This window comes from Mucilaginibacter sp. P4_A11 (assembly GCF_056402535.1).
Genome location: NZ_JBFUHE010000001.1, coordinates 404,593 through 424,118 on the forward strand (window position 1 = coordinate 404,593; position 19,526 = coordinate 424,118).

At 42.5% G+C, this 19,526-nt stretch carries 16 protein-coding genes; 7 read left to right on the top strand and 9 right to left on the bottom strand.

What is annotated here, in order from left to right; genetic code table 11:
• Nucleotides 1–487: 487 nt before the first annotated feature.
• Entirely contained in the window at nucleotides 488–2,269 is a 1,782-nt protein-coding gene (locus tag AC1DUD_RS01845; protein WP_477370803.1) for a Kelch repeat-containing protein, read from the top strand.
• Nucleotides 2,270–2,663: 394 nt separating this feature from the next.
• On the opposite strand, the gene AC1DUD_RS01850 is transcribed toward AC1DUD_RS01845, so the two are convergent.
• The gene (locus AC1DUD_RS01850; protein WP_477370806.1) at nucleotides 2,664–2,966 is read right to left on the bottom strand and encodes a DUF4286 family protein; all 303 of its coding nucleotides are present in this window, start codon (nucleotides 2,964–2,966) and stop codon (nucleotides 2,664–2,666) included.
• Between the two features lie 116 nt (nucleotides 2,967–3,082).
• On the bottom strand, nucleotides 3,083–4,891 hold the full coding sequence (locus AC1DUD_RS01855) for a tetratricopeptide repeat protein (RefSeq protein ID WP_477370809.1): 1,809 nt from the start codon (nucleotides 4,889–4,891) through the stop codon (nucleotides 3,083–3,085).
• 155 nt (nucleotides 4,892–5,046) lie between these two features.
• Here AC1DUD_RS01855 and AC1DUD_RS01860 point away from each other — a divergent pair, with 155 nt between their 5' ends.
• The 3 genes from AC1DUD_RS01860 to AC1DUD_RS01870 are packed head-to-tail and all read left to right on the top strand — an operon-like array spanning nucleotide 5,047 to nucleotide 9,288.
• On the top strand, nucleotides 5,047–6,939 hold the full coding sequence (locus tag AC1DUD_RS01860; RefSeq protein WP_477370812.1) for a S9 family peptidase: 1,893 nt from the start codon (nucleotides 5,047–5,049) through the stop codon (nucleotides 6,937–6,939).
• A gap of 6 nt (nucleotides 6,940–6,945) precedes the next feature.
• Nucleotides 6,946–8,592, top strand: a complete 1,647-nt coding sequence (locus tag AC1DUD_RS01865; protein ID WP_477370815.1) for a sensor histidine kinase — start codon at nucleotides 6,946–6,948, stop codon at nucleotides 8,590–8,592.
• Nucleotides 8,593–8,595: 3 nt separating this feature from the next.
• A complete protein-coding gene (locus AC1DUD_RS01870; protein WP_477370818.1) occupies nucleotides 8,596–9,288 on the top strand; it encodes a response regulator transcription factor in 693 nt (230 codons plus the stop codon).
• 342 nt (nucleotides 9,289–9,630) lie between these two features.
• Here the strand turns inward: AC1DUD_RS01870 and AC1DUD_RS01875 are convergent, their stop codons facing one another.
• The 6 genes from AC1DUD_RS01875 to AC1DUD_RS01900 all read right to left on the bottom strand — a co-directional run bounded on the left by AC1DUD_RS01875 (nucleotide 9,631) and on the right by AC1DUD_RS01900 (nucleotide 16,354).
• Complete coding sequence (locus AC1DUD_RS01875) at nucleotides 9,631–10,251, bottom strand: class I SAM-dependent methyltransferase (RefSeq protein ID WP_477370821.1); 621 nt, start codon at nucleotides 10,249–10,251, stop codon at nucleotides 9,631–9,633.
• A 3-nt stretch (nucleotides 10,252–10,254) separates the two neighbouring features.
• On the bottom strand, nucleotides 10,255–11,145 hold the full coding sequence (locus AC1DUD_RS01880) for a UbiA prenyltransferase family protein (RefSeq protein ID WP_477370825.1): 891 nt from the start codon (nucleotides 11,143–11,145) through the stop codon (nucleotides 10,255–10,257).
• A 31-nt stretch (nucleotides 11,146–11,176) separates the two neighbouring features.
• On the bottom strand, nucleotides 11,177–12,460 hold the full coding sequence (locus tag AC1DUD_RS01885) for a metallophosphoesterase (protein WP_477370828.1): 1,284 nt from the start codon (nucleotides 12,458–12,460) through the stop codon (nucleotides 11,177–11,179).
• Between the two features lie 14 nt (nucleotides 12,461–12,474).
• A complete protein-coding gene (locus AC1DUD_RS01890; RefSeq protein WP_477370831.1) occupies nucleotides 12,475–13,980 on the bottom strand; it encodes a sigma 54-interacting transcriptional regulator in 1,506 nt (501 codons plus the stop codon).
• A gap of 162 nt (nucleotides 13,981–14,142) precedes the next feature.
• Complete coding sequence (locus AC1DUD_RS01895) at nucleotides 14,143–15,240, bottom strand: vWA domain-containing protein (RefSeq protein ID WP_110585920.1); 1,098 nt, start codon at nucleotides 15,238–15,240, stop codon at nucleotides 14,143–14,145.
• 235 nt (nucleotides 15,241–15,475) lie between these two features.
• Nucleotides 15,476–16,354 (bottom strand): PfkB family carbohydrate kinase, encoded by an 879-nt coding sequence (locus AC1DUD_RS01900; RefSeq protein WP_477370834.1) that lies wholly within the window; start codon nucleotides 16,352–16,354, stop codon nucleotides 15,476–15,478.
• A gap of 200 nt (nucleotides 16,355–16,554) precedes the next feature.
• On the opposite strand from AC1DUD_RS01900, the gene AC1DUD_RS01905 reads away from it, so the two are divergent.
• Nucleotides 16,555–16,974 carry a YybH family protein gene (locus AC1DUD_RS01905; RefSeq protein ID WP_477370837.1) on the top strand — a complete coding sequence of 140 codons (420 nt, stop codon included), beginning with the start codon at nucleotides 16,555–16,557 and terminating at the stop codon, nucleotides 16,972–16,974.
• A 63-nt stretch (nucleotides 16,975–17,037) separates the two neighbouring features.
• Complete coding sequence (locus tag AC1DUD_RS01910) at nucleotides 17,038–17,523, top strand: adenylyltransferase/cytidyltransferase family protein (protein WP_477370840.1); 486 nt, start codon at nucleotides 17,038–17,040, stop codon at nucleotides 17,521–17,523.
• A gap of 5 nt (nucleotides 17,524–17,528) precedes the next feature.
• On the opposite strand, the gene AC1DUD_RS01915 is transcribed toward AC1DUD_RS01910, so the two are convergent.
• The gene (locus AC1DUD_RS01915) at nucleotides 17,529–18,380 is read right to left on the bottom strand and encodes a helix-turn-helix domain-containing protein (RefSeq protein WP_477370843.1); all 852 of its coding nucleotides are present in this window, start codon (nucleotides 18,378–18,380) and stop codon (nucleotides 17,529–17,531) included.
• A 127-nt stretch (nucleotides 18,381–18,507) separates the two neighbouring features.
• Here AC1DUD_RS01915 and AC1DUD_RS01920 point away from each other — a divergent pair, with 127 nt between their 5' ends.
• Complete coding sequence (locus tag AC1DUD_RS01920; protein WP_477370846.1) at nucleotides 18,508–19,482, top strand: phytanoyl-CoA dioxygenase family protein; 975 nt, start codon at nucleotides 18,508–18,510, stop codon at nucleotides 19,480–19,482.
• Nucleotides 19,483–19,526: the final 44 nt, after the last annotated feature.

Here is a 19,526-nt window from a genome sequence, read left to right on the forward strand (position 1 = left end):
TTTTAATTTTCTGAAATACGTTTAAATTTTGCAAGATCATTAATATCAATACCGGCGAAGTTTTAGAAAAAATAGAATCGGTTAATGATGGCGGGCAGCGTTCAAGTATTGTTAATAAGGAAGAGTTGGTGCAAATTGTATTTAATTTCCAAACCAAGCAGCTTGCAATAGTTAATGGCAGTAGCATTGAGGTACTTGCTCCTTAACCCAAATGAAGCAAGTAGCCTTTATAAGCAATGTTATTAAGTTAAGATATTGCCGGGTCACATCAGGGGGCGGACGGTAGAAACAAAATAAATAGCAATCTTTATTGTGAAATAAATCACATCATTCTATATATAATGTGAAGCATTATATATAGAATCCCAATTAATCTTTTAAATAACGAACATATAAAACATGCATATTCCATCCGTTATTCCGACCTGAAGTTTAATTTTCCTCCTTAAATTAATTCGTTAATTTCGCCTCAACTTTATCACAATTTATGAAACCAATTTTACTTTTCTTGATGCTGGGCATCGTGTTAACAGCCTGTAAAAAGGACAAAAAGGCATCGGTCGATTTGCCTCAGATCTCCATCAATATTAGCAGTCAAAGTACAGGTGTTGAATTTAACGGCCAATTGCAGAATTTGCAGATAGAGAAGGTTAAAGAGGTTGGTTTTGTATGGGGCAAAAACAACAGCGTATCACTAAGTGATGGTGTATCGTTTAAATATGGAACTAAACCGACGACTGATTTTACTTATACAGCTACAAGTGGTTTTAATAAAGATTCGGTTTATTATGCCAAAGCTTATTACCAGGACAACGCCGGGGCTTATCATTATAGCAATGTCACCTCGTTCACGAGTTTAGGTACGAAAGCTCCTATAGTTTCTTACTTGTTTACTAACTACACTTGGGGTGATTTGGCTAAGCTTACCATACCCTCCCTTAAAATCACTGCTGTGGGTGATATTAATATAATTATTAATGGCAATGTCAGTCTTCATCCAGATAAAATAGAAGGGACAGATGTTTATTTTAAAGTTCCGGCAACGCTTACTAATAACTTAAATTCATTAACAGTGTCTATCTACGGGCAAGTAAGTAATTCTGTATCGTTATCGCTGGCTCAGCCGCAGATCCTGTCGGGGTTAAAAAATCTCTACTATAATGATACCTTATCTATAACCGGTAAATATTTTAATCCTGAAGTGGGGTTGAATAAGGTTAAAATTGGCAATACACTATTGGATGTAATATCAGGCAGTACAACCCGATTGATTGTCAAAGCAAGTTCGTTAACAATGTCTGATACAGGTCCGCTTAACATTACAACAGGTACTAATTTGGGCACTACATCTAATGACAACTACAATGTTTATCGTTATTTTAAACCGCTTAACTCGTTTCCCGGTGTGGGACGCATGTATGCGGTGGCTCAAAGCATGAATAATAAATTATATTATGGCTTGGGTTTTGGAGAAGCAGGTGCGCTCAAGGACTGGTGGGAATATGATCCTGCGACAAATAAATGGACACAGCTCGCTAATTATCCGGCGCCCGCCTGGTTTATGAAGTCATTTGTGCTGGCCAATAAAATATTTATAGGAATGGGTATTATTAGCGACGGTGTCTACTCTGGTTTTACATCTGGTTTTTATGCATACAATCGCCAGAGTAACACATGGACAATGACCGCCCAAATGCAAATATATAACGGGAATGAGGCTGTTATAAGCAATAATAAATATGCTTACCTGGTAGGCGGCAGGATTAATTCGGTTCTTGTGCCGGATGTTTGGAGGTATGATCCCGCAGCAGACAGATGGCAGAAGATGGCTGATTTTCCGGGGCCGCTTAGGGAAAGTCCTATGTCATTCAGCATTGGAGACAAGGGTTATGTAGTGGGCGGAGGCGGAACTGGTTTTCAACCTATGTTAAAAGACCTATGGCAGTTTGATTTCAATAGCGAGCGCTGGAAACAAATGGCCGATATACCACAAGAAGCAGGTAACATGGCTGGTTTTAATTTTGCGTTAAACGGTAAAGGTTATATTGGCGGTGGACTTTATAATACAGTAGATGGTATATCCTTTTTTGTATATGAGTTTGACCCAACGACTAATAGCTGGACAAAGAAGGAGCGCATTTTAGACGCTATCGCATACAACGCCTCGGCCACCAGTATAAATAACGTAGCGTATGTTTTAGGCGGTTATAAGTATTACACGCCAAGTTTTAGTCAGGGAACCAAAAGTTTTGTTTCGTTTGTACAATAAGTACAGTAGCTGCATATTTGCGGTAGCGCATAGTTAATGCGTGGTGCTATGATACCTGATTTACAGGTTGACTAATTGATAAGTTACAGACTCATTCTGAAACTATATGTCTGTATCGACTTGATTTATAATTAATCGATACAGATTAAGATATACTCTCGCAGAAATAGGCGAGGCAAGCATAGGTCGGATTTTAACCGACTTATGCTTACCCTCGCGTGCGCTAAAGTGTTGTTAGGTACGCTAAATCTACGTATTTCGTTTTTGGATAGAATACCACCCCTTTAAGGTGATACCTGAATCTACACCCGGTTTTTAGCATCAGATTATTGTGGTCAGGCGGGGTTTTTTAATAATAAAATTATTCTACACAGCCTGTAATTAATGTGGAACCTTATTCCACCTCTTCCATCAGGGTATTGAACATCACAAACTTTTCGTTGAATTTTTCCTGGTGGGTAGCCCGAAATTTGTGCAGGTGGTTCATATAAAACTGCTGAAAATGGTCGATGCTTTCCGCATTGTATTGGATGCAATAGGTAACCCCCTCGTTAGGTGAATCAATAACAGTTAAGATCCGGTATGAGTTGAAAAGCCCGGTAGCCATTATCGCCGGGATATGAATGGTTTTAATATAGTTAAGCCATTCTTCGTGAATGGATTCTTCAAGTATTATGGTGTCGTTGTATACAATCATGCTGCAAAATTAGTTATTTAAGTTGATTGGGAGAGTAGTTGATTAGGTGAATGGTTGGCCCACTCAGAGTAATTAGAAAACCACTCTCTACTAAACTTAATCAACTATTTACCAACTTAAGATGCATCCGGTTTATCGCCCCTCAATAATCTGAAGCGTTTGCGGGCTTCGTTGATCCAGAGGCTGCCGGGGTAATCGGTTATAATTTTCTGATAGTAGGTTTGAGCTGTGGTTTTATCGTTCAGCCTGTTTTCGTAGATATCGCCTAACATAAATACGGCGTCATCGGCCCACAGGTCGGCAGGGTGCTGTTCAAGTATTTTCTTCAATAATGGCACTGCACCGGCATAATCCTTCTGCTGGATCAGGATGCGCGATTTCGACATCATGATATCATCCTCTAAACTATTATTAGGGAACTTTTTACCAATGCTATCCAGTATTGTTACCGCATTCTCGGGGTTTTGAGCAAAGATCTGAAGATCGGCGCGGGCATACATTTTAAGTGCTGCACCGCTGCTATCGGCAGCAAGATTATCCTGGATCAGCAATAGCAGGTTAAGTGCATCGTTTGCTATTAACTGCGACGTTGCAACTTTTAGCACATCCAACTGTCCTTTTGCCCAGGTAAAGTCGCCGGTGTAATAGGCCATTTTCGCATTTCGGAATACAGCATCCTGACCGATAGCAGTACCCGGAAAATCCTTTTCAACCTGGCTGTAAAGCAGGGTGGCTTCCCATGGCTGGTTATTGAGCAGGTAAATATCTCCTAAGTCGAGCTTGCAATCGGCAAGTAGGGCAGGCCTGATATCGCTGAGTTTAGTAGCTTCTTCCAGCAGTTTTTGGGCATCCTTTAGTTTGTGCAGTTTAAAGGCTTGCAGGTTAGCCAGCTTTTGCATGGCAAATGCAGTACTGCTGTTGCGGCCAAACTCGGTAAGCAGGTCATTATAATCCTTTTCAAGCCCAAGCAGATCTTCGGGCAGGTACTTGCCCGATGTTACTTTAAGGTTCTTGGTATTGATAAGCTCAATTTTCGACGGGATGTACAGTGGTGTTGTTTTTCCTTTGCTGATGATATACTCATACCCGCGGATGGCTTCGTCATAAGCTTCATTGGTGATGAAGGTGCGGCACAGGTCATAAATGCTGTTACCATCGTCATTTTGCCGGCGGCTCAGGGCCAGCGCCTGGTTAAGGGCCAGGTCAAATTCCTTTTGTTGCAGGTATTGYCAGGTAAGCAGATCAACGTAAATGGTTTGCTGCGGATCTTTTTGAATACGCCTCAGCAACGTCGTTTTAAGCATGTCATAATCAGTACTGCCCTCATACACATTTGAAAAGGCGTTTTCGGCCTGGTTTATGAAGTTTGGATTTTGAGGCAAAAAGTTCAGATATTCTTCGGTGAGCGATATTTTATCGCGCTTAAAACGATAGAGGTTGATAAGCTCGTAGGTAAACACATTGTCGTTTTTTAAAAGCTTACGACCCTGCTGAAAAATTTTGATAGCATAATCAATATTGGCGCTTTGGTAAAATTGTGACGCTAAAGCTGCTATCTCACCCTGATCGGCGGGGAGACTTTTGATCAGGTCATCATAAATAGCATCGGCCTTGCCTATGTTTCCCTGCTGTGTGTAGATATTGCCCAGCATGATAGCATACTGGTGGTCATCAGCATGGCGGCGGATCAGCTTTTTGGTAATGCTCTCGGCCTCGTCAAATTTCTTAAGATTGAGCAGCGTATTTACATACACGCTGTAATAATTTTCGTTGTTTTGCTTGTAGAGTTTTTGGTAAATTTCGAGCGCTTTTTGCGGTTCGCCATTAACACTGTATTGTTTGGCCAGCAGCAGTTCATTGTCCTGCGCAAGCAGCCGGGTGCTAAAGCAAAAAGCAAGAATAATAACAATATATAAAGCCCTCATCTGTTCAAAAATAATCAATTAATAGGATTGCTTAAACGGGTTTGCTGTATTATTTATATAACGGCATATAAGGGTAAAATTATAGTGACATCTTGATAACATCGAACTTATTTATCTAATTTGACTCAATATAATAAAATAGGGTATTTGTAGCTATGCTTAGCCGGGTCAGATTTTTTCTTGTTGTAAGTTGCATTGTCGCTTTCTTTTCCTGCAATAGGAGTAAAGTAAGGCAAATACCTATTATTGACTTTTTCAAAACACCCGAAAGAAGTTTTTACCGCATTTCGCCCGATGGTAAGTATGTGTCGTATCTTAAGCCATTTAAGGATAAACAGAACATTTTTATACAATCATTAGCCGATGGTAAGGAGCGAATGGTTACCCAATTTGAGGATTATTCTATCCGTGGTGATTATTTCTGGACCTTCAATAACCAGCTTGTTTTTTCGCAGGACCTGATAGCTACCGATTCGGTTAAGATGTATGCCTTTGATGTAGCTACCGATAAAAGCCGGATTATATTATCGCTCGGTAATGTAAGGGTGGGTTTGGTTAACCGGAACCGTCAACAGCCCGATATCATCACTATTAAAACCAACGAGCGCGATCCCGGTAATTTTGACGTATATCGCCTTAACGTAAAAACAGGCGAAATGAAGACTTACCTGCTTAACCCGGGCAATATTACTGAATGGTTTGCAGATGCTGATGGGAAGATCAGGTTAGAAAGAGCGTCTGACGGGGTTAATGAAACCATTTTATTTCGAGCGGATGAGGATAAGCCTTTTAAGCCCATTATCGAAAATAATTTTAAAAATGCCGTAAAGCCTATAGCTTTTACCGGCGTTAAAAATTATTTCTACGCGCTTTCAAATGTAAACCGCGACAAGATGGCCCTTGTTGAGATCAATGCCGAAGATGGTAAAGAAGAGCGGACAATTTTTAGCTGCAGCAAAGCAGACATCACCAGTTTTGAGTACTCAAAAAATAAGCGCCGTATAGAATTTACCGGATGGGATGAGGCTACACCACGCAAGCATTTTCTTGCACCTGATGTTGAGCAAATGTACCATACCATTCAGCAACAGCTAAAGGATAATGAGATCAGGGTGGTTGACCGCGATAGCTCGGAGAACAAGTTTATACTGAATACCTATACCGACCGTAACCCGGGCTCGTATTATCTTTTTGAAAAAAGCAGCGGTAAGTTGACTAAGTTAAGCGACATAAATTCAAGCCTGGTACCGGCCGAACTGTGTGCTATGAAGCCCATATCATATCTTGCACGTGATGGTTTGCTGATTAACGGTTATTTAACCCTGCCTTTGGGCGATAAAAAAGATAATTACCCAATAGTAGTTATGCCGCATGATGGCCCATGGGGGCGCGATACCTGGGGGTATGATGACCAGGTGCAGTTTTTAGCTAACAGGGGTTATGCGGTTTTCCAGGTTAACTATCGGGGCTCAACGGGGTATGGTAAGGCTTTTCGCAGTGCTGGATATAAGCAGGTAGGCGGCAAAATTCAGGATGATATTACCGATGGGGTACACTGGCTTATTGATACCAAAGTAGCCAATCCTAAAAAGATAGCCATATTTGGCGGTCGTTTTGGTGGCTTTTCGGCGCTTTACGGGGTATCGTTCCACCCTGAACTATACAGCTGTGCTGTGGTACAATATGGGCTCATTAATTTTTTTACCTATATCAAAGATGCACCGCCATTTGTTAAGCCATATTTAAAAATGACCTACGAAATGGTTGGCAACCCCGAAACAGATGCCGATCAGCTGCGGGCGATATCGCCGGTTTTTCATACCGACAAAATAAAGGTACCTTTAATCATATTCCAGGGTGCCAAAGATCAGCGGGCAAATATCAGTGAGCTTAACCAGTTTGTACGTGAGCTGCGTAAACGCAACGTTGATGTGAAATATTTTTTAAAACCCAATGAGCGTGCATATTTCAGGAGCGAGCATAACCGTATGGAAATGTATGCCGAAATAGAGAAGTTTTTGGATAAGAATATGCGGGTTAAACCATAAGCCGACATGGCAATACAGAAAAACGCTTACCGGCAAAATTTCACACTGATCACCATATTCCTGGTGTTCATATCCATAACTTTTGTGGTAGCCCTGTTTATATCTTATAACCTTACTGCCAAGTATGTTGAAAACGAGTTTGCCTCAAAAAAAATAGAGGTACTGGAACAAACCATTAAACCATACAATGAGTTTTTTCAAAATAAAATTCCCGAGATAACCTCATACCAGGGCTTTCTTGATTCGGCGTCTGCTGGTAAATATGCGGCCTCGGTTTTTCATGACTATGGCTTTGTGCGCCGGGTTATATTTTATGATGCCCTTGTTGGCGGCACAACCAGCATGACCGTACGCAAAAATAATTTAAGCATAGCGGCTAAGGCAGTTTATCAGTATTGGCATGTTAACGATAAGGTTTATGGGGCCGAACAGCGTAGAACGATAAATGAGGATGATTTCAGGGAGATGGCTATTAAGTTGAGTAACTATGTAGCTTTTTCTGATACATCGCGTGTATCAAGCCAGGACGAACTTTTTAAGGCTTTTTGGGATGTAAAGCCCGACAAGATAAGTTATACCAACATCCTGCGTCGAGAGGACGTACGTATTTACCGCGATTTGCAGGTGTTAGGGAATAGAAGAGGAGCATCATACAAACAAAATATGATGACCTTTTACCTCGACCCATACCTGATGAAGGTAAAAAACGCACATCCCGAACTTTATGAGAATGTTTCGATAACTCCGGTTGTTTACGATCCTATCGACAGTGAAGGCGATAAACTGATCACGGAGGTATCATTCCCGGGCGCTTTTTCCGATTATAAGCTGTTCTTTAGCTCGGCACATGGGTACTTAACCGCCGAAATTAACCGTCGCTTTATGCCCATCGGGGCTATCGTATTGTTGATGACGTTGTTTTTAATGCTGATAGGCTGGCTTATTTACCGTAACCTGAATGTGAATATGAAGCTTTTTAAGTTGCAGTATGATTTTATTAACAACTTTACCCATGAGTTTAAAACACCAGTAAGCGTAATTAAGATAGCAGGGTCAAATTTGCGCAGCGACGGGGAACTTACCGAAAGACAGCGCCGTCATTACGGTAAAATACTGGACGAAGAAGCCGATAAGCTGAACGAGCTTATGAACAAGCTGCTTTCATTTACCCAGATTGAAAATAAATCCATTACTTTAAAAAAGGAAGAGATTGACATAGAGGATTTTATTGGCAGATATATTGAGACATTTAAAATAAAGTATGCCGATTTTAATCTTAAATTTAAAATCAATGCGGTTGAAACTTTTTATACCGATCCGGTATTATTAGGGAGTGTTTTCCAAAACCTTATTGAAAATGCATACAAGTACTCGCACCCTCAGCAAAAGGAGCTGTTTATCAATATTTCGCAGGAAAAACGCAATATTGTATTTTCGTTTGCTGATAAAGGTATAGGGATACCTAAAAGTGAACTGAATAACGTTTTTAAAAAGTTTTACAGGATAGAGAACCAATACAATCAAAACGGGAGCGTTGGCCTGGGTTTGGCATTTTGTAAAGAACTGGTTAATTTTATGAGCGGGGAAATAGCCGTTTACAGCAAGGTTAACGAGGGTTCGGAATTTATAGTTACGCTTCCATACGAAAATTAAGATATGAACAAAGAAATTAAAATTGCGCTGGTTGAAGATGATGAAAACCTGCGTTTCCTGGTTGCAGAGCGTTTGCAGTCAGAAGGTTATAAGGTACTGGAAGCTGGTAACGGTAACGACGCCGAAGCCATGATCCTGACCGATCAGCCTGATATTGTACTGTTAGACTGGATGCTGCCCGGTAAGCCAGGCTCGGAGGTTTGTGCAAACATTCGTGAAAAAGGTTTTGACAAACTCATTATCATGATGACTGCCAAAGCCCAGGATGTTGACAAGATAGAGGCTTATAACTTTGGGGTATCTGATTACATCACTAAACCCTATAATATGGATGTGCTGGTGGCCCTGATCGAAAACAAGATCAAATTTTCGCTCAACAGTGAAAAGGCCGAATCATATCGTTTTGCCAATATGGAGCACCTGCCCAACACACACCTCCTTATCCGCGATGGCCGTAAGATAGAGCTTACTATCCTCGAAAACAGGATCCTGCTTTACTTCCTCAAAAATAAAAATAAGGTAATAAATCGCGAAGAACTGATGATGGAAGTTTGGGGTTACAACGCCGATGTAAACACCCGCACACTGGATATGCACATTGTTCGCCTCCGTAAAAAGATAGAAACCAATGCCGATTCGCCGCAGTACTTACAAACTGTAAGAGGGATTGGGTATAAGTTTGTTTATAATCAGTAGTACTCTTAAAATACTCGTCATTGCGAGGTACGAAGCAATCCCAAACTGTACAGAGAAACTTGCATAGCTGCTCTGCTTCTCGGGGATTGCTTCGTACCTAATGACGCTTGAAAGAAAGGGTCAAGCTTTCCTGTACACCCTTGACATTCACCGTCCCATCAGGGTCTCTCGTAGAGGACCCTGATGTATACGCCATGCAAATTCGTTGTTCCGAATATCCTGTTAGATGTTTGGAGAGCTGTGAACCTCAGGGTCCTCTGCGAGAGACCCTGAGGAAACATGAAATTTCTTTGTATAGTAAGGGATTGCTTCGTGCCTCGCAATGACGTTTGGAAGAAAGGGTCAAGCCTTTTTATACGCCCTCGTTGTAATAAAATCCCCAAAAAAGGTTTTATCATCAATAATGCTATACCCCGTAGTATTGAAGCGTTGTTCAATAGCCGGTAACTTGCTGGCTTCTATCCCGCAGAGTAACCTGAAAAAAATAAACATACTTTTGAGCAGTACATTTTGCCACCAGCGGCCGGTAAGTTGAAAATCGGCATTGAGCCAGAGCCCACCGGGTTTGAGGAGATTGTGCAGATGACTAAAGACACTATCAACCGTTACATCCACAAAATTATCGAACAAAAAAGGCGTGATTACTACATCAAAATCGGGGAGGAGCTTTACATTTTCAACTGCATCATTAATAAATGTTACCGTATTTTGGTCGGTTTTCCTTTTTTGCGAGAGTGCAGTCATATTTGCTGAGATCTCCACATAAGTAATATCTAAGCCTGATGGATGTATTTTAGCAAGCTCTTCCAGTATCCATCCTGTTCCGCCGCCTGCTATGAGTATTTTACTTGCCGGCGAAATAAAGCGTAATAAATATACCTGGGCTTTTATTAACGCCCTTCCATATACCAATTTCGAAAGCCTGTCATAAAACCATGCCGAGTTGTTATAATTGGCGGCCATGGTTTAATGGAAAAAGTATTTGAGAAAGCTGAATGCTACTACCGTTACATACTGTAATATCAGTACGCCATCCATGTAAAAAAAATAATAGTATTCATTTTTTTCCCAGGCCGATCTGAAGATAAGCCAGCCTGTGAGGATCATGGTAAGGGTAAGCGCAAAAAAATCGAGACTAAAGCCGTTTTGCCTGAACAGGAACATCAAAACAATGTAACCCGCAAGCAATACCTGGCAAAAGAGGTAGGCATTTTTTTCGCCCCAAACTACGGGGATGGTTTTAAGGCCCATTTTGCGGTCGTCAAAAAGATCGCGGATATCAAAGGGGATTGTTAGTGCACCTATAAATAAAAAGCGTTTGGCTATAAGTATAGTAGTATCCCGCATGGAGATATCGGTAAGGTGGTTGTGCATTGCCTCCAATACGGGGAACAGCACACAGCTCATTGTCCATACCAGGGTTATCAAAAAAGGCTTTAAACCGGGGATATTTCTTAACCCAAATTTGTGCTCACCTACGGTGAATAGGGGCAGACCATAGCCAAAAGAAAGAATACTGAGAAATATAAGCAGGATCTTCGATTCGGTGGTAATGATAAAGAATAGCGGGATCAGCGACAGCAGCGAAACAATGGTAAAGGTTACCATCAATCTATAGTGTGCAAAAAACCAGCGCACCCTTCTATATGGTGACCTTTGAGGCTTGGTTGGCCGGGTGATCAGGATACAAAAATTATAAATGCCCAGTGTTGAAGTAAATAATAAACCTAAAACAGGAAGCGATGGTTTTGATCCGATTAAATGAAAGGTTAACAGGGCTTGTGCTACTGCACAAAGCGACATAAAAATATTACTAAAGAGCAGGAAATCTAATACAGGTTGTAATAATTTCTTCATCGATAACTGTGTAGCAGTCTATGCCTGGTCGTTAAGAAACTGGTTGTGATGGATCGCGGCCTGCTTTTAGTGTAAATATCGTAATCTCCGGCAATATTCCAACTCTACCGGTTAAACCAACAAAGCCAAAGCCTACATTTACATATAATTGTTGTTTGTTTTCCTGGTAATGACCGGCCCACTCGTTATAAACGTACTTGATAGGGCTGTACTGGAAATGCTCAGTGCGCACACCAAACTGCATACCGTGAGTATGACCGGCAAACATGGCGTCGATTTGCGGGTACTTAGGCAGCACCTCGGCCCTCCAGTGCGATGGATCATGCGAAAGCAGGAGCTTTACCGGGAGGTCATCGGTGTTTTTTACTGCAAGGTCCATACGGCCATATTTCGGAAAGCGGCTGTATTCGCTCCAGTTTTCAACACCCAAAAGCCCTATTTCCTCGCCACCTACTTTAAGTCGGCGGTTTTCGTTGCGGAGCAGGTCCCAACCCATGTTTTTATGAGTTGCTATCAGGTCGTCATGGTTTTTCTTTTTATTTACCGGCGAATCCCAATCGCCATAGTCACCATAATCATGATTGCCGAGGGTTGAGAAGACACCGAGTGGCGCCTTTACCTTGCTGAAAATATCCTGGTAATCGGTCATTTCTGATGCTTCGCCATTAACCAGGTCGCCGGTAAAAAATATCAGATCAGTTTTTTCTTTCAACAACATTTCAACACCGCCCAGTACTGCCTTTTTATTATAAAAGCTGCCTGAGTGAATATCTGAGATCTGGCCAATTCTTAAACCATCAAAGGCCTTTGGTAAATTAGGCAGGTACATGGTTTGGTATAGCACATGATAATCATACGAGCCTTTAGGCATAGCCTTTTTAATAGCAGCCAATGGAACAGCTGCGGCCAGTAAACCGGCTTTTAACAGGAACTCCGAACGGGGGATGGCATTTATATCAGTAGCAGTTGGGGTAGCAGAGGTAGTTGCAGAAGCCGCTGTTCTCTTTTTCAGTAAAACCTTCCGTCTGATATCATCGGCAAAAATGAACAGGATAAAAGTGAATTTACATATGAGCAGGATAAATGTTATCAGTAAACAGGCGGCACGTACGCCAGTTCCAGCTATGGTGATGTAAGCGCCGGTTAAAAGTGCGGCAACCGTAAGAAAAGAGCTTGCCCAATAAAAAATGGCGAATGCTTTTGATTGAAGCAGTCGCCATTTTTGGAATGCGCCGCGGATGCCCTGTAAAACATACCGGTCAACCAGCAGCTCAATTATGATCCAGAATAATATACTCAGCGCTTTTAATATCATATTAGCGCAAATGTTTAATATCTGTCRTCGTCAATATCAAGGTCGTCGTCATCGGGCTGCAAGTTAAACAAACTGTTAAACATATCCGAAAACGCGAAGCCATTATCGAGGAAACCTTTATTCAATTGTGAAAACTCCGAAAGCCCATGAAGTACAAATTCCATCAGCAACAATTGCTGGCTTTCGCCTAAGCGCGGGTGGATCTTTTTTACCAAGTCTTTCAATCCGGCAACTTCTTCCAGTGCTTTTTTATACTCCTGCAATGGCATATCGTCAACCAAAGCAACATTGTTACCATCACCAAACCAGTTAATGATAGCAGCATATGGATTAGGTGTTTTGGCTTTTTTGGCCTTTTCTGGATCGGGGAAAAATGAGAGCAACAAGCTTTTGATCGCTTTGCCTATCAGGATGTTGGCCACTTTGCCAGGTCCTTCCAGCTCGCCCTCATAAACCAGTTCAATTTTACCGGTGATGGCAGGGATGACACCTAAAAAGTCGGTGATACGTACGAAAGTTGTTTTTTCGTGGTTGATGATCATCCTGCGCTCGGCATTACTGATCAAATTTTCATAAGCCGAGATAGTTAAACGTGCAGACACACCTGATTTTTTGTCGATGTATTCGGAGTTACGGGCTTCAAAAGCAATTTGCTCAACCAGGTTTTTTACTAAGCCGTCAGCTTCGATGGCTATCCGCTGATCATCAGTAAGCGATGCTTCCTGCTGGGTGATCTTGCGTGAAATTTCAACCGAACGTGGATAATGTGTCAGGATCTGGCTTTCGATACGGTCTTTTAGCGGTGTAACTATCGAACCACGGTTGGTATAATCCTCAGGGTTGGCAGTAAACACAAACTGGATATCCAAAGGTAAGCGCAGTTTAAAACCACGGATCTGGATATCTTTCTCCTGCAGGATATTGAACAGTGATACCTGGATCCGGGCCTGCAGATCGGGCAGTTCGTTGATCACGAAAATACCACGGTGTGCACGGGGGATCAGTCCGAAGTGGATCACACGCTCGTCCGAATAGGTTAATTTTAAAGTAGCCGCCTTAATAGGGTCAACATCGCCAATTAAATCAGCCACAGTAACATCAGGAGTAGCCAGTTTCTCGGTATAACGCTCAGAACGATGAATCCAGCCAATAGGGGTATTATCTCCTTTTTCGGTTATGATGCTATGGCCAAACCACGAAATAGGATTGTAAGGGTCATCGAATAACTCCGATCCTTCAATATATGGAATATACTCGTCAAGCAGGTTAACCAGCAAACGGGCAATACGGGTTTTAGCCTGGCCGCGTAAACCTAACAGTAAAATGTTATGGCGCGACAGGATAGCAGTTTGCAGGTCGGGAATAACTGTATCTTCAAAACCTATAATGCCCTCAAAACCACCTTCGCGTTTTTTAAGCTGTTCAATCAGGTTAGCACGTAATTCATCTTTAACCGAACGGCTTTTGTAGCCTGTCTGCTTCAACTGGCCGAGGGTTTTTATATCTAATAATTTACTCATTCTTAATTTTATAGTCCGGAAGTCGGAAAGTCCGCAAGTCCGAAAGTGTTTGTTTAGTCCGAAAGTCGGTAGGTCCGCAAATCCGGAAGTTTATTTTTAATTTAAAAAACAGTTGTTATTCGTCTCCCGGGCTTCCGGACGTCGGACTTCCCGACTAAAAACTCAACGAACAGTCTTTCTCCTGTTCCTGATGTAATCCTCAAAAATGTATTCACCAAGACCGTTCAGGGAGCTGTAAAATGCTTTGCCACCATTTGTTTCTGTGAATTTACGCACAAACTGCTGCAAATAAGGGTCTTTAGCTATCATGAATGTGGTGATAGGTATTTTTAACCTTTTACATTGGGCGGCCATGTTAAGGGTTTTGTTAACCACTTTCCTGTCCAGTCCGATACTGTTTTTATAATACCGGGTACCTTCCTTTAAGCAGGTTGGCTTGCCATCGGTGATCATGAAAATTTGCTTGTTATGCGTTTTACGGCGGCGGAGCAGATCGGTAGCCAGTTCCAAGCCTGCATAGGTATTGGTGTGGTAAGGGCCAACCTGTAAGTAGGGTAAATCCTGCAGGGTTATAGGCCATGCATCGTTTCCAAAAACAACAATGTCCAGTGTATCCTTAGGGTATTTGGTGCGGATGAGCTCGGCAAGGGCCATAGCTACTTTTTTGGCCGGGGTGATCCTGTCTTCGCCGTAAAGGATCATGGAGTGCGAAATATCGATCATGAGCACGGTTGAAGTAAGGGTTTTGTAATCCATTTCCTCTACTTCAAGGTCGCGTTCGGTCATCATAAAATCGCCGATACCATGATTAACCTGGGCGTTGTGGATAGACTGTGTCATATCTATCTGGTCAAGGCTGTCACCAAACTCAAACTCGCGGCGTTCAGCATTTTTTTCATCGCCCTGACCCGATTGCGGAGAACGGTGATTGCCTTTGCCCGATTTTTTTAGCTTGCCGAAGATCTCTTCCAGGGCCGACTGCCTGATGCTTTGCTCCGTTTTTGCTGTGATCTTAAACTCGCCGTTCTGATTGTCCTCATCAAGATAACCTTTTTGTTTAAGCTCGTCGATGAAATCGCCCATGCCATAATCATCGTTGGTGAGGTTGTATTGTTTATCGAGTTCGTTAAGCCAGGCTAAAGCTTCGCCAGCATCGCCCGATGTATAGTTGAGCAACTCGAGGAATAATTTTAGTAATTCGTCAAATCCGCCTTTAGGGATTTGATTGGGCTTAAATTTGGAAAATCCAAAACCGCGCATATTTTGTCCTTTCTGTACATAAAGGAACGGAATATTTTCATGAAAAGTTTCGCCGCGGCAGTGATAAAGTAAATTGTTAGGTAAGTATGACAATTAAGGAGAGACACTTTGATGTGTTCTGCGCCACGTCATTGAGGTACGAAGCAACCCCCGACTTTACAGGGAGACCTGCTTAGCCGCTCTGCTTCCTGGGGATTGCTTCGTACCTCGCAATGACGCTGGTAGTAGTTATCTACTAAATGTATGCCAAGCTGTTCAGCAGTTCAGGCGGATAAACAGGGTTTGCGCCGCGCTGGCTGGCTACGTATGAGCCGACTGAACAGGCTTTATCAACCACTTGCTGCATAGGTTTGCCGGAAAGTAAGCCAGCTACAAAGGTTGCCAGGAAAGCGTCACCGGCACCTACGGTGTCGGCTACTTTTACTGGGCAGCCGGGGCTGTCATAAAATTCATGGTCATGCCATACCAGTGCGCCATGTTCGCCGCGGGTTACACAAATGGTTTGACTATGATATTTTGAACGAAATTCACCGATTTGGTCACGAAGAGAAGCGCTGCTGCCCCCGATGAGCAAATTAGCCTCTTCTTCATTCATTTTCACAACATCGGCGCGGGCCACCAATGTTTCAATAGTTGATAATGTATAATGCGGCGGACGAAGGTTTACGTCAAATACCTTCAACGCCGGGGTTTCATCAAGCAGGTTTAATAATGTTTCGCGTGTGGTGGTTGTGCGGCAGGCCAAACTGCCAAATACAATGGCTTTTACAGCCTGCGCCGCTTTAGTGAGTGCAGCCGAGGGCTGTATATTGTCCCAGGAAACAGGCTGGGGAATAATATAAGTGGCGGTGTTGGTTTCATCAAGCTGTACGGTAACCTCGCAGGTTGGAAATTCATCGTCCTGCTGAATCAGGTCTGAATACAGATCGTTGGTTTTTAAAAAGCCTATCAGTGCATCACCAGAGCTATCCATTCCTACCGAACTTGCGAAAGTAGTTTTTACACCTTGCTGTACCAGATGCCGGGCTACATTCATAGGTGCACCTCCGGCCTTTTTTCCGTCGCCAAAAGCATCCCATAAAACTTCGCCGAAGCTCAATACCTGATTTCCCATAGTTGATGTTGTTTTTAGTGTCGATGAAACCCAAATATAATGTATTAAGTTGGATTTTATTTTTTGTCTGAACCGGCATCATGCATATTGTGCAGACCTAAATTGAAGGAATTAAAGAATTAGTGGAATATTTCCTTTTAATTCTGTTAATTCGGGTAATTCTTAAAATTCAGGTTCAGACAAAAAGCTACCTTTATTATATGAAAAGAATATTACTGAGTTTTGTGTTTATACTTGCCGCCACGTGTTGCTTTGCGCAAAACAGGCAAGCCATCCTGAAAGTGATGCACACACAGGAAGAAGCCTGGAACCGCGGCGATATTGAAGGTTTTATGCAAACCTACTGGAAATCAGACTCGCTGGTTTTTGTTGGGAAAACAGCCCCCACTTACGGTTGGCAAACAACACTTGAACACTACAAGCAAACATATCCTGATAAGGCCGCTATGGGGCAGCTTACTTTCAATATTATACAGGTAAAAGTACTGGATGCAACCAATGCCTTTGTTTTAGGAGGATGGAAGCTGACCCGCGAAAAAGACACGCCTGGTGGCTATTTTACGTTGTGGTTCAGGAAAATTAAGGGTGAGTGGAAAATAGTTTGTGACCATACTTCGTAGAGAGATTAGTGGTTGGAGATGAGTGATTAGATAAAAAACGAGGTGTTGATTTAATACTACTGCATGAAAAGAGGTTTGGTAATTGGAAAGTTTTTGCCGCTGCACATAGGGCATATGGCTTTGATTGGTTACGCGCTTGAGCATTGTGATGAGCTTGTAGTGGTTATTGGTGCCAGCGATGATGAGCCCATTGATGGGGCTATCAGGCTTGGCTGGCTCGAAAAAACTTACGCGGATAATGAAAAGGTTAAACCTGTATTATTAAGTTACGATGAGGCCATGCTGCCGGGTATCGGCGATACGATAGAAAATATGTCAAGGCTCTGGGCCAGCTATCTTAAAAAGAAGCTACCACCCATTGACGTGATATTTGCTTCCGAAGCTTATGGTGCCTACATGGGGCGGTTTTTAGATTGTGAAAGCGTTATTTACGAAGAGCCCTGCAAAGTTGTTCCGGTACAGGCGGCCAGGATCAGGGAAGAGCCTAATTTATACCTGCATCTTTTACCCGACGCGGTTAAGGAATATTATAAAAACCAGGTGGAGTAATTTAATTATACTTTACCAACCCAATCCCTTTTAAAATCGGAAGGGTTTTCGCCGACTATTTTGTTGAATAGTTTATTGAAATATGATAGGCTTTCAAAGCCTACAGCATAACAGGTTTCGGTTACATTTTTATCCTGTATCAGCAGGTTTTTGGCTACATCGACACGGTATTGATTCACAAAATCGGTGAAGGTCATTTTGGTTTGCTTTTTAAAATAGCGGCAAAAGGCTGCTGTTGTAAAATTCACTTTAGCCGCCACCACATTTACATCGGGCTTGAGATTATAATTGCTACCGATATATTCATAAACAGCCCCCATCCTGATCTTGTCTTTTAAAAAGAATTGCAGGTTTAACTCGTCATTGTTTAATATGGTGAACTCATTTGAGCCAGCCAGGATATTGAAAACCTCCATCAATCCCATTAATTGCTGAAACGAACTCATGCCCGGTAATAGTTTTAGCTTTTGTACGGCCAAAGTCCGGGTATCGCCGTAAAAAGCAATTCCATTTGCCGCCTTTTTAAAAAGCTGCTCGATGGCCGAAAATTCGGGTGCCGTGCCTATCGCCGTTCCCATGAAATCTTCTTTTAGCTGCACCACTATCTGGTGGTATTCGCTCCGGAGCCGGTAATCAAAATTAAGATGGGGGAGGTTACTGCCAATAAGTACCAGATCATGCTGGGTATAGCCGGAGATATGTGAGCCAACGTGTCTGATCCCGGCATCGGCCTCCACATAAACCAATTCATATTCCGGGTGATAATGCCACAGGAACGTGTTCCTGAGCCTGGGCGAAAAAAGTTTGAACGATTTGCCCGGTTCAAAATCTACCTTCTCTAACTGGATCTTATCCATGTTGTATTGGACATTTGGTTTTATTAAAGATAGTTAATTGATCAATACAGAACAAATTTTGGTCATTGTGCAGGATAAGCTGCCCTCAATTCAGGTATAATTTTGAATTATAAATCAATATGAAATTATGAAGACCGAAAACGAAACCATGACCATGGCAACCGCACCTGCGAATGCCCATAAAGAGATCCCCGGCAATCCTTCTACTGCAAAATCAAGCCAGGTAGGCCTGAATAAACGTAGCAACAACGAACCGCTAAAAGTGCTTAGCGAGGCAGACTGGCAATTTTGGATAGAGAACGGTTATGTGATCGTCAAAAACGCAGTGCCTAAAACACAAGTTGAAAAACTGGCGAGTTACCTATGGCAATACGAAGGCAAAGATGCCAGTGACATAGAAACCTGGTATAAAAAGCCCAATGCGCAAATGCAGATGAGCGAGTTGAACAACACCGGCATGGTTGAAATTTATAACCAGCAGTTTATGTGGGATAACCGCCAATATCCAAAAGTTCATGCGGCTTTTGCGGATGTCTGGGGCACGGAGAAGCTATGGGTAACAATAGATAGAGCCAACCTCAATTTCCCGCTTCGCCCTGGTTTTGAATACAAAGGTTTTATTCATTGGGATTATGATCCTGAAACCAAACCTCAAAATGTGCAGGGGGTGCTGGCCCTTGCCGATCAAATGGATGAAAATATGGGCGGTTTTCAATGTATCCCTGAACTATATCGAACATACGATACCTGGAAGTTAACCCAACCCGATGACCGTGATCACTATAAACCCGATACCACCGGATTTGAAACCGTAAAAGTGAAACTGGAGGCAGGTGACCTGCTAATATTTAACAGCCTGCAGCCGCACGGTATCCGCCCTAATAAGAGTAATGATAAAGTGCGCATAGCTCAATACATATCCATGATGCCCGCCCAGGAAGATAATGAAGAGCTAAGGCAGTGGCGTATCAACAGCTGGCAAAGCCGTGAGGCCATGCAGGGCTACGCGTTCCCCGGCGATCCGCTGGAGCGTGAAAAACAGAATTCTGTAGCTGAACTGAGTGAACTTGGTAAAAAGCTTTTGGGGTTGGATAGGTGGTAATATATTTCGTTCAGTTATCACTAATACGCGTGTCCTCACGCGCA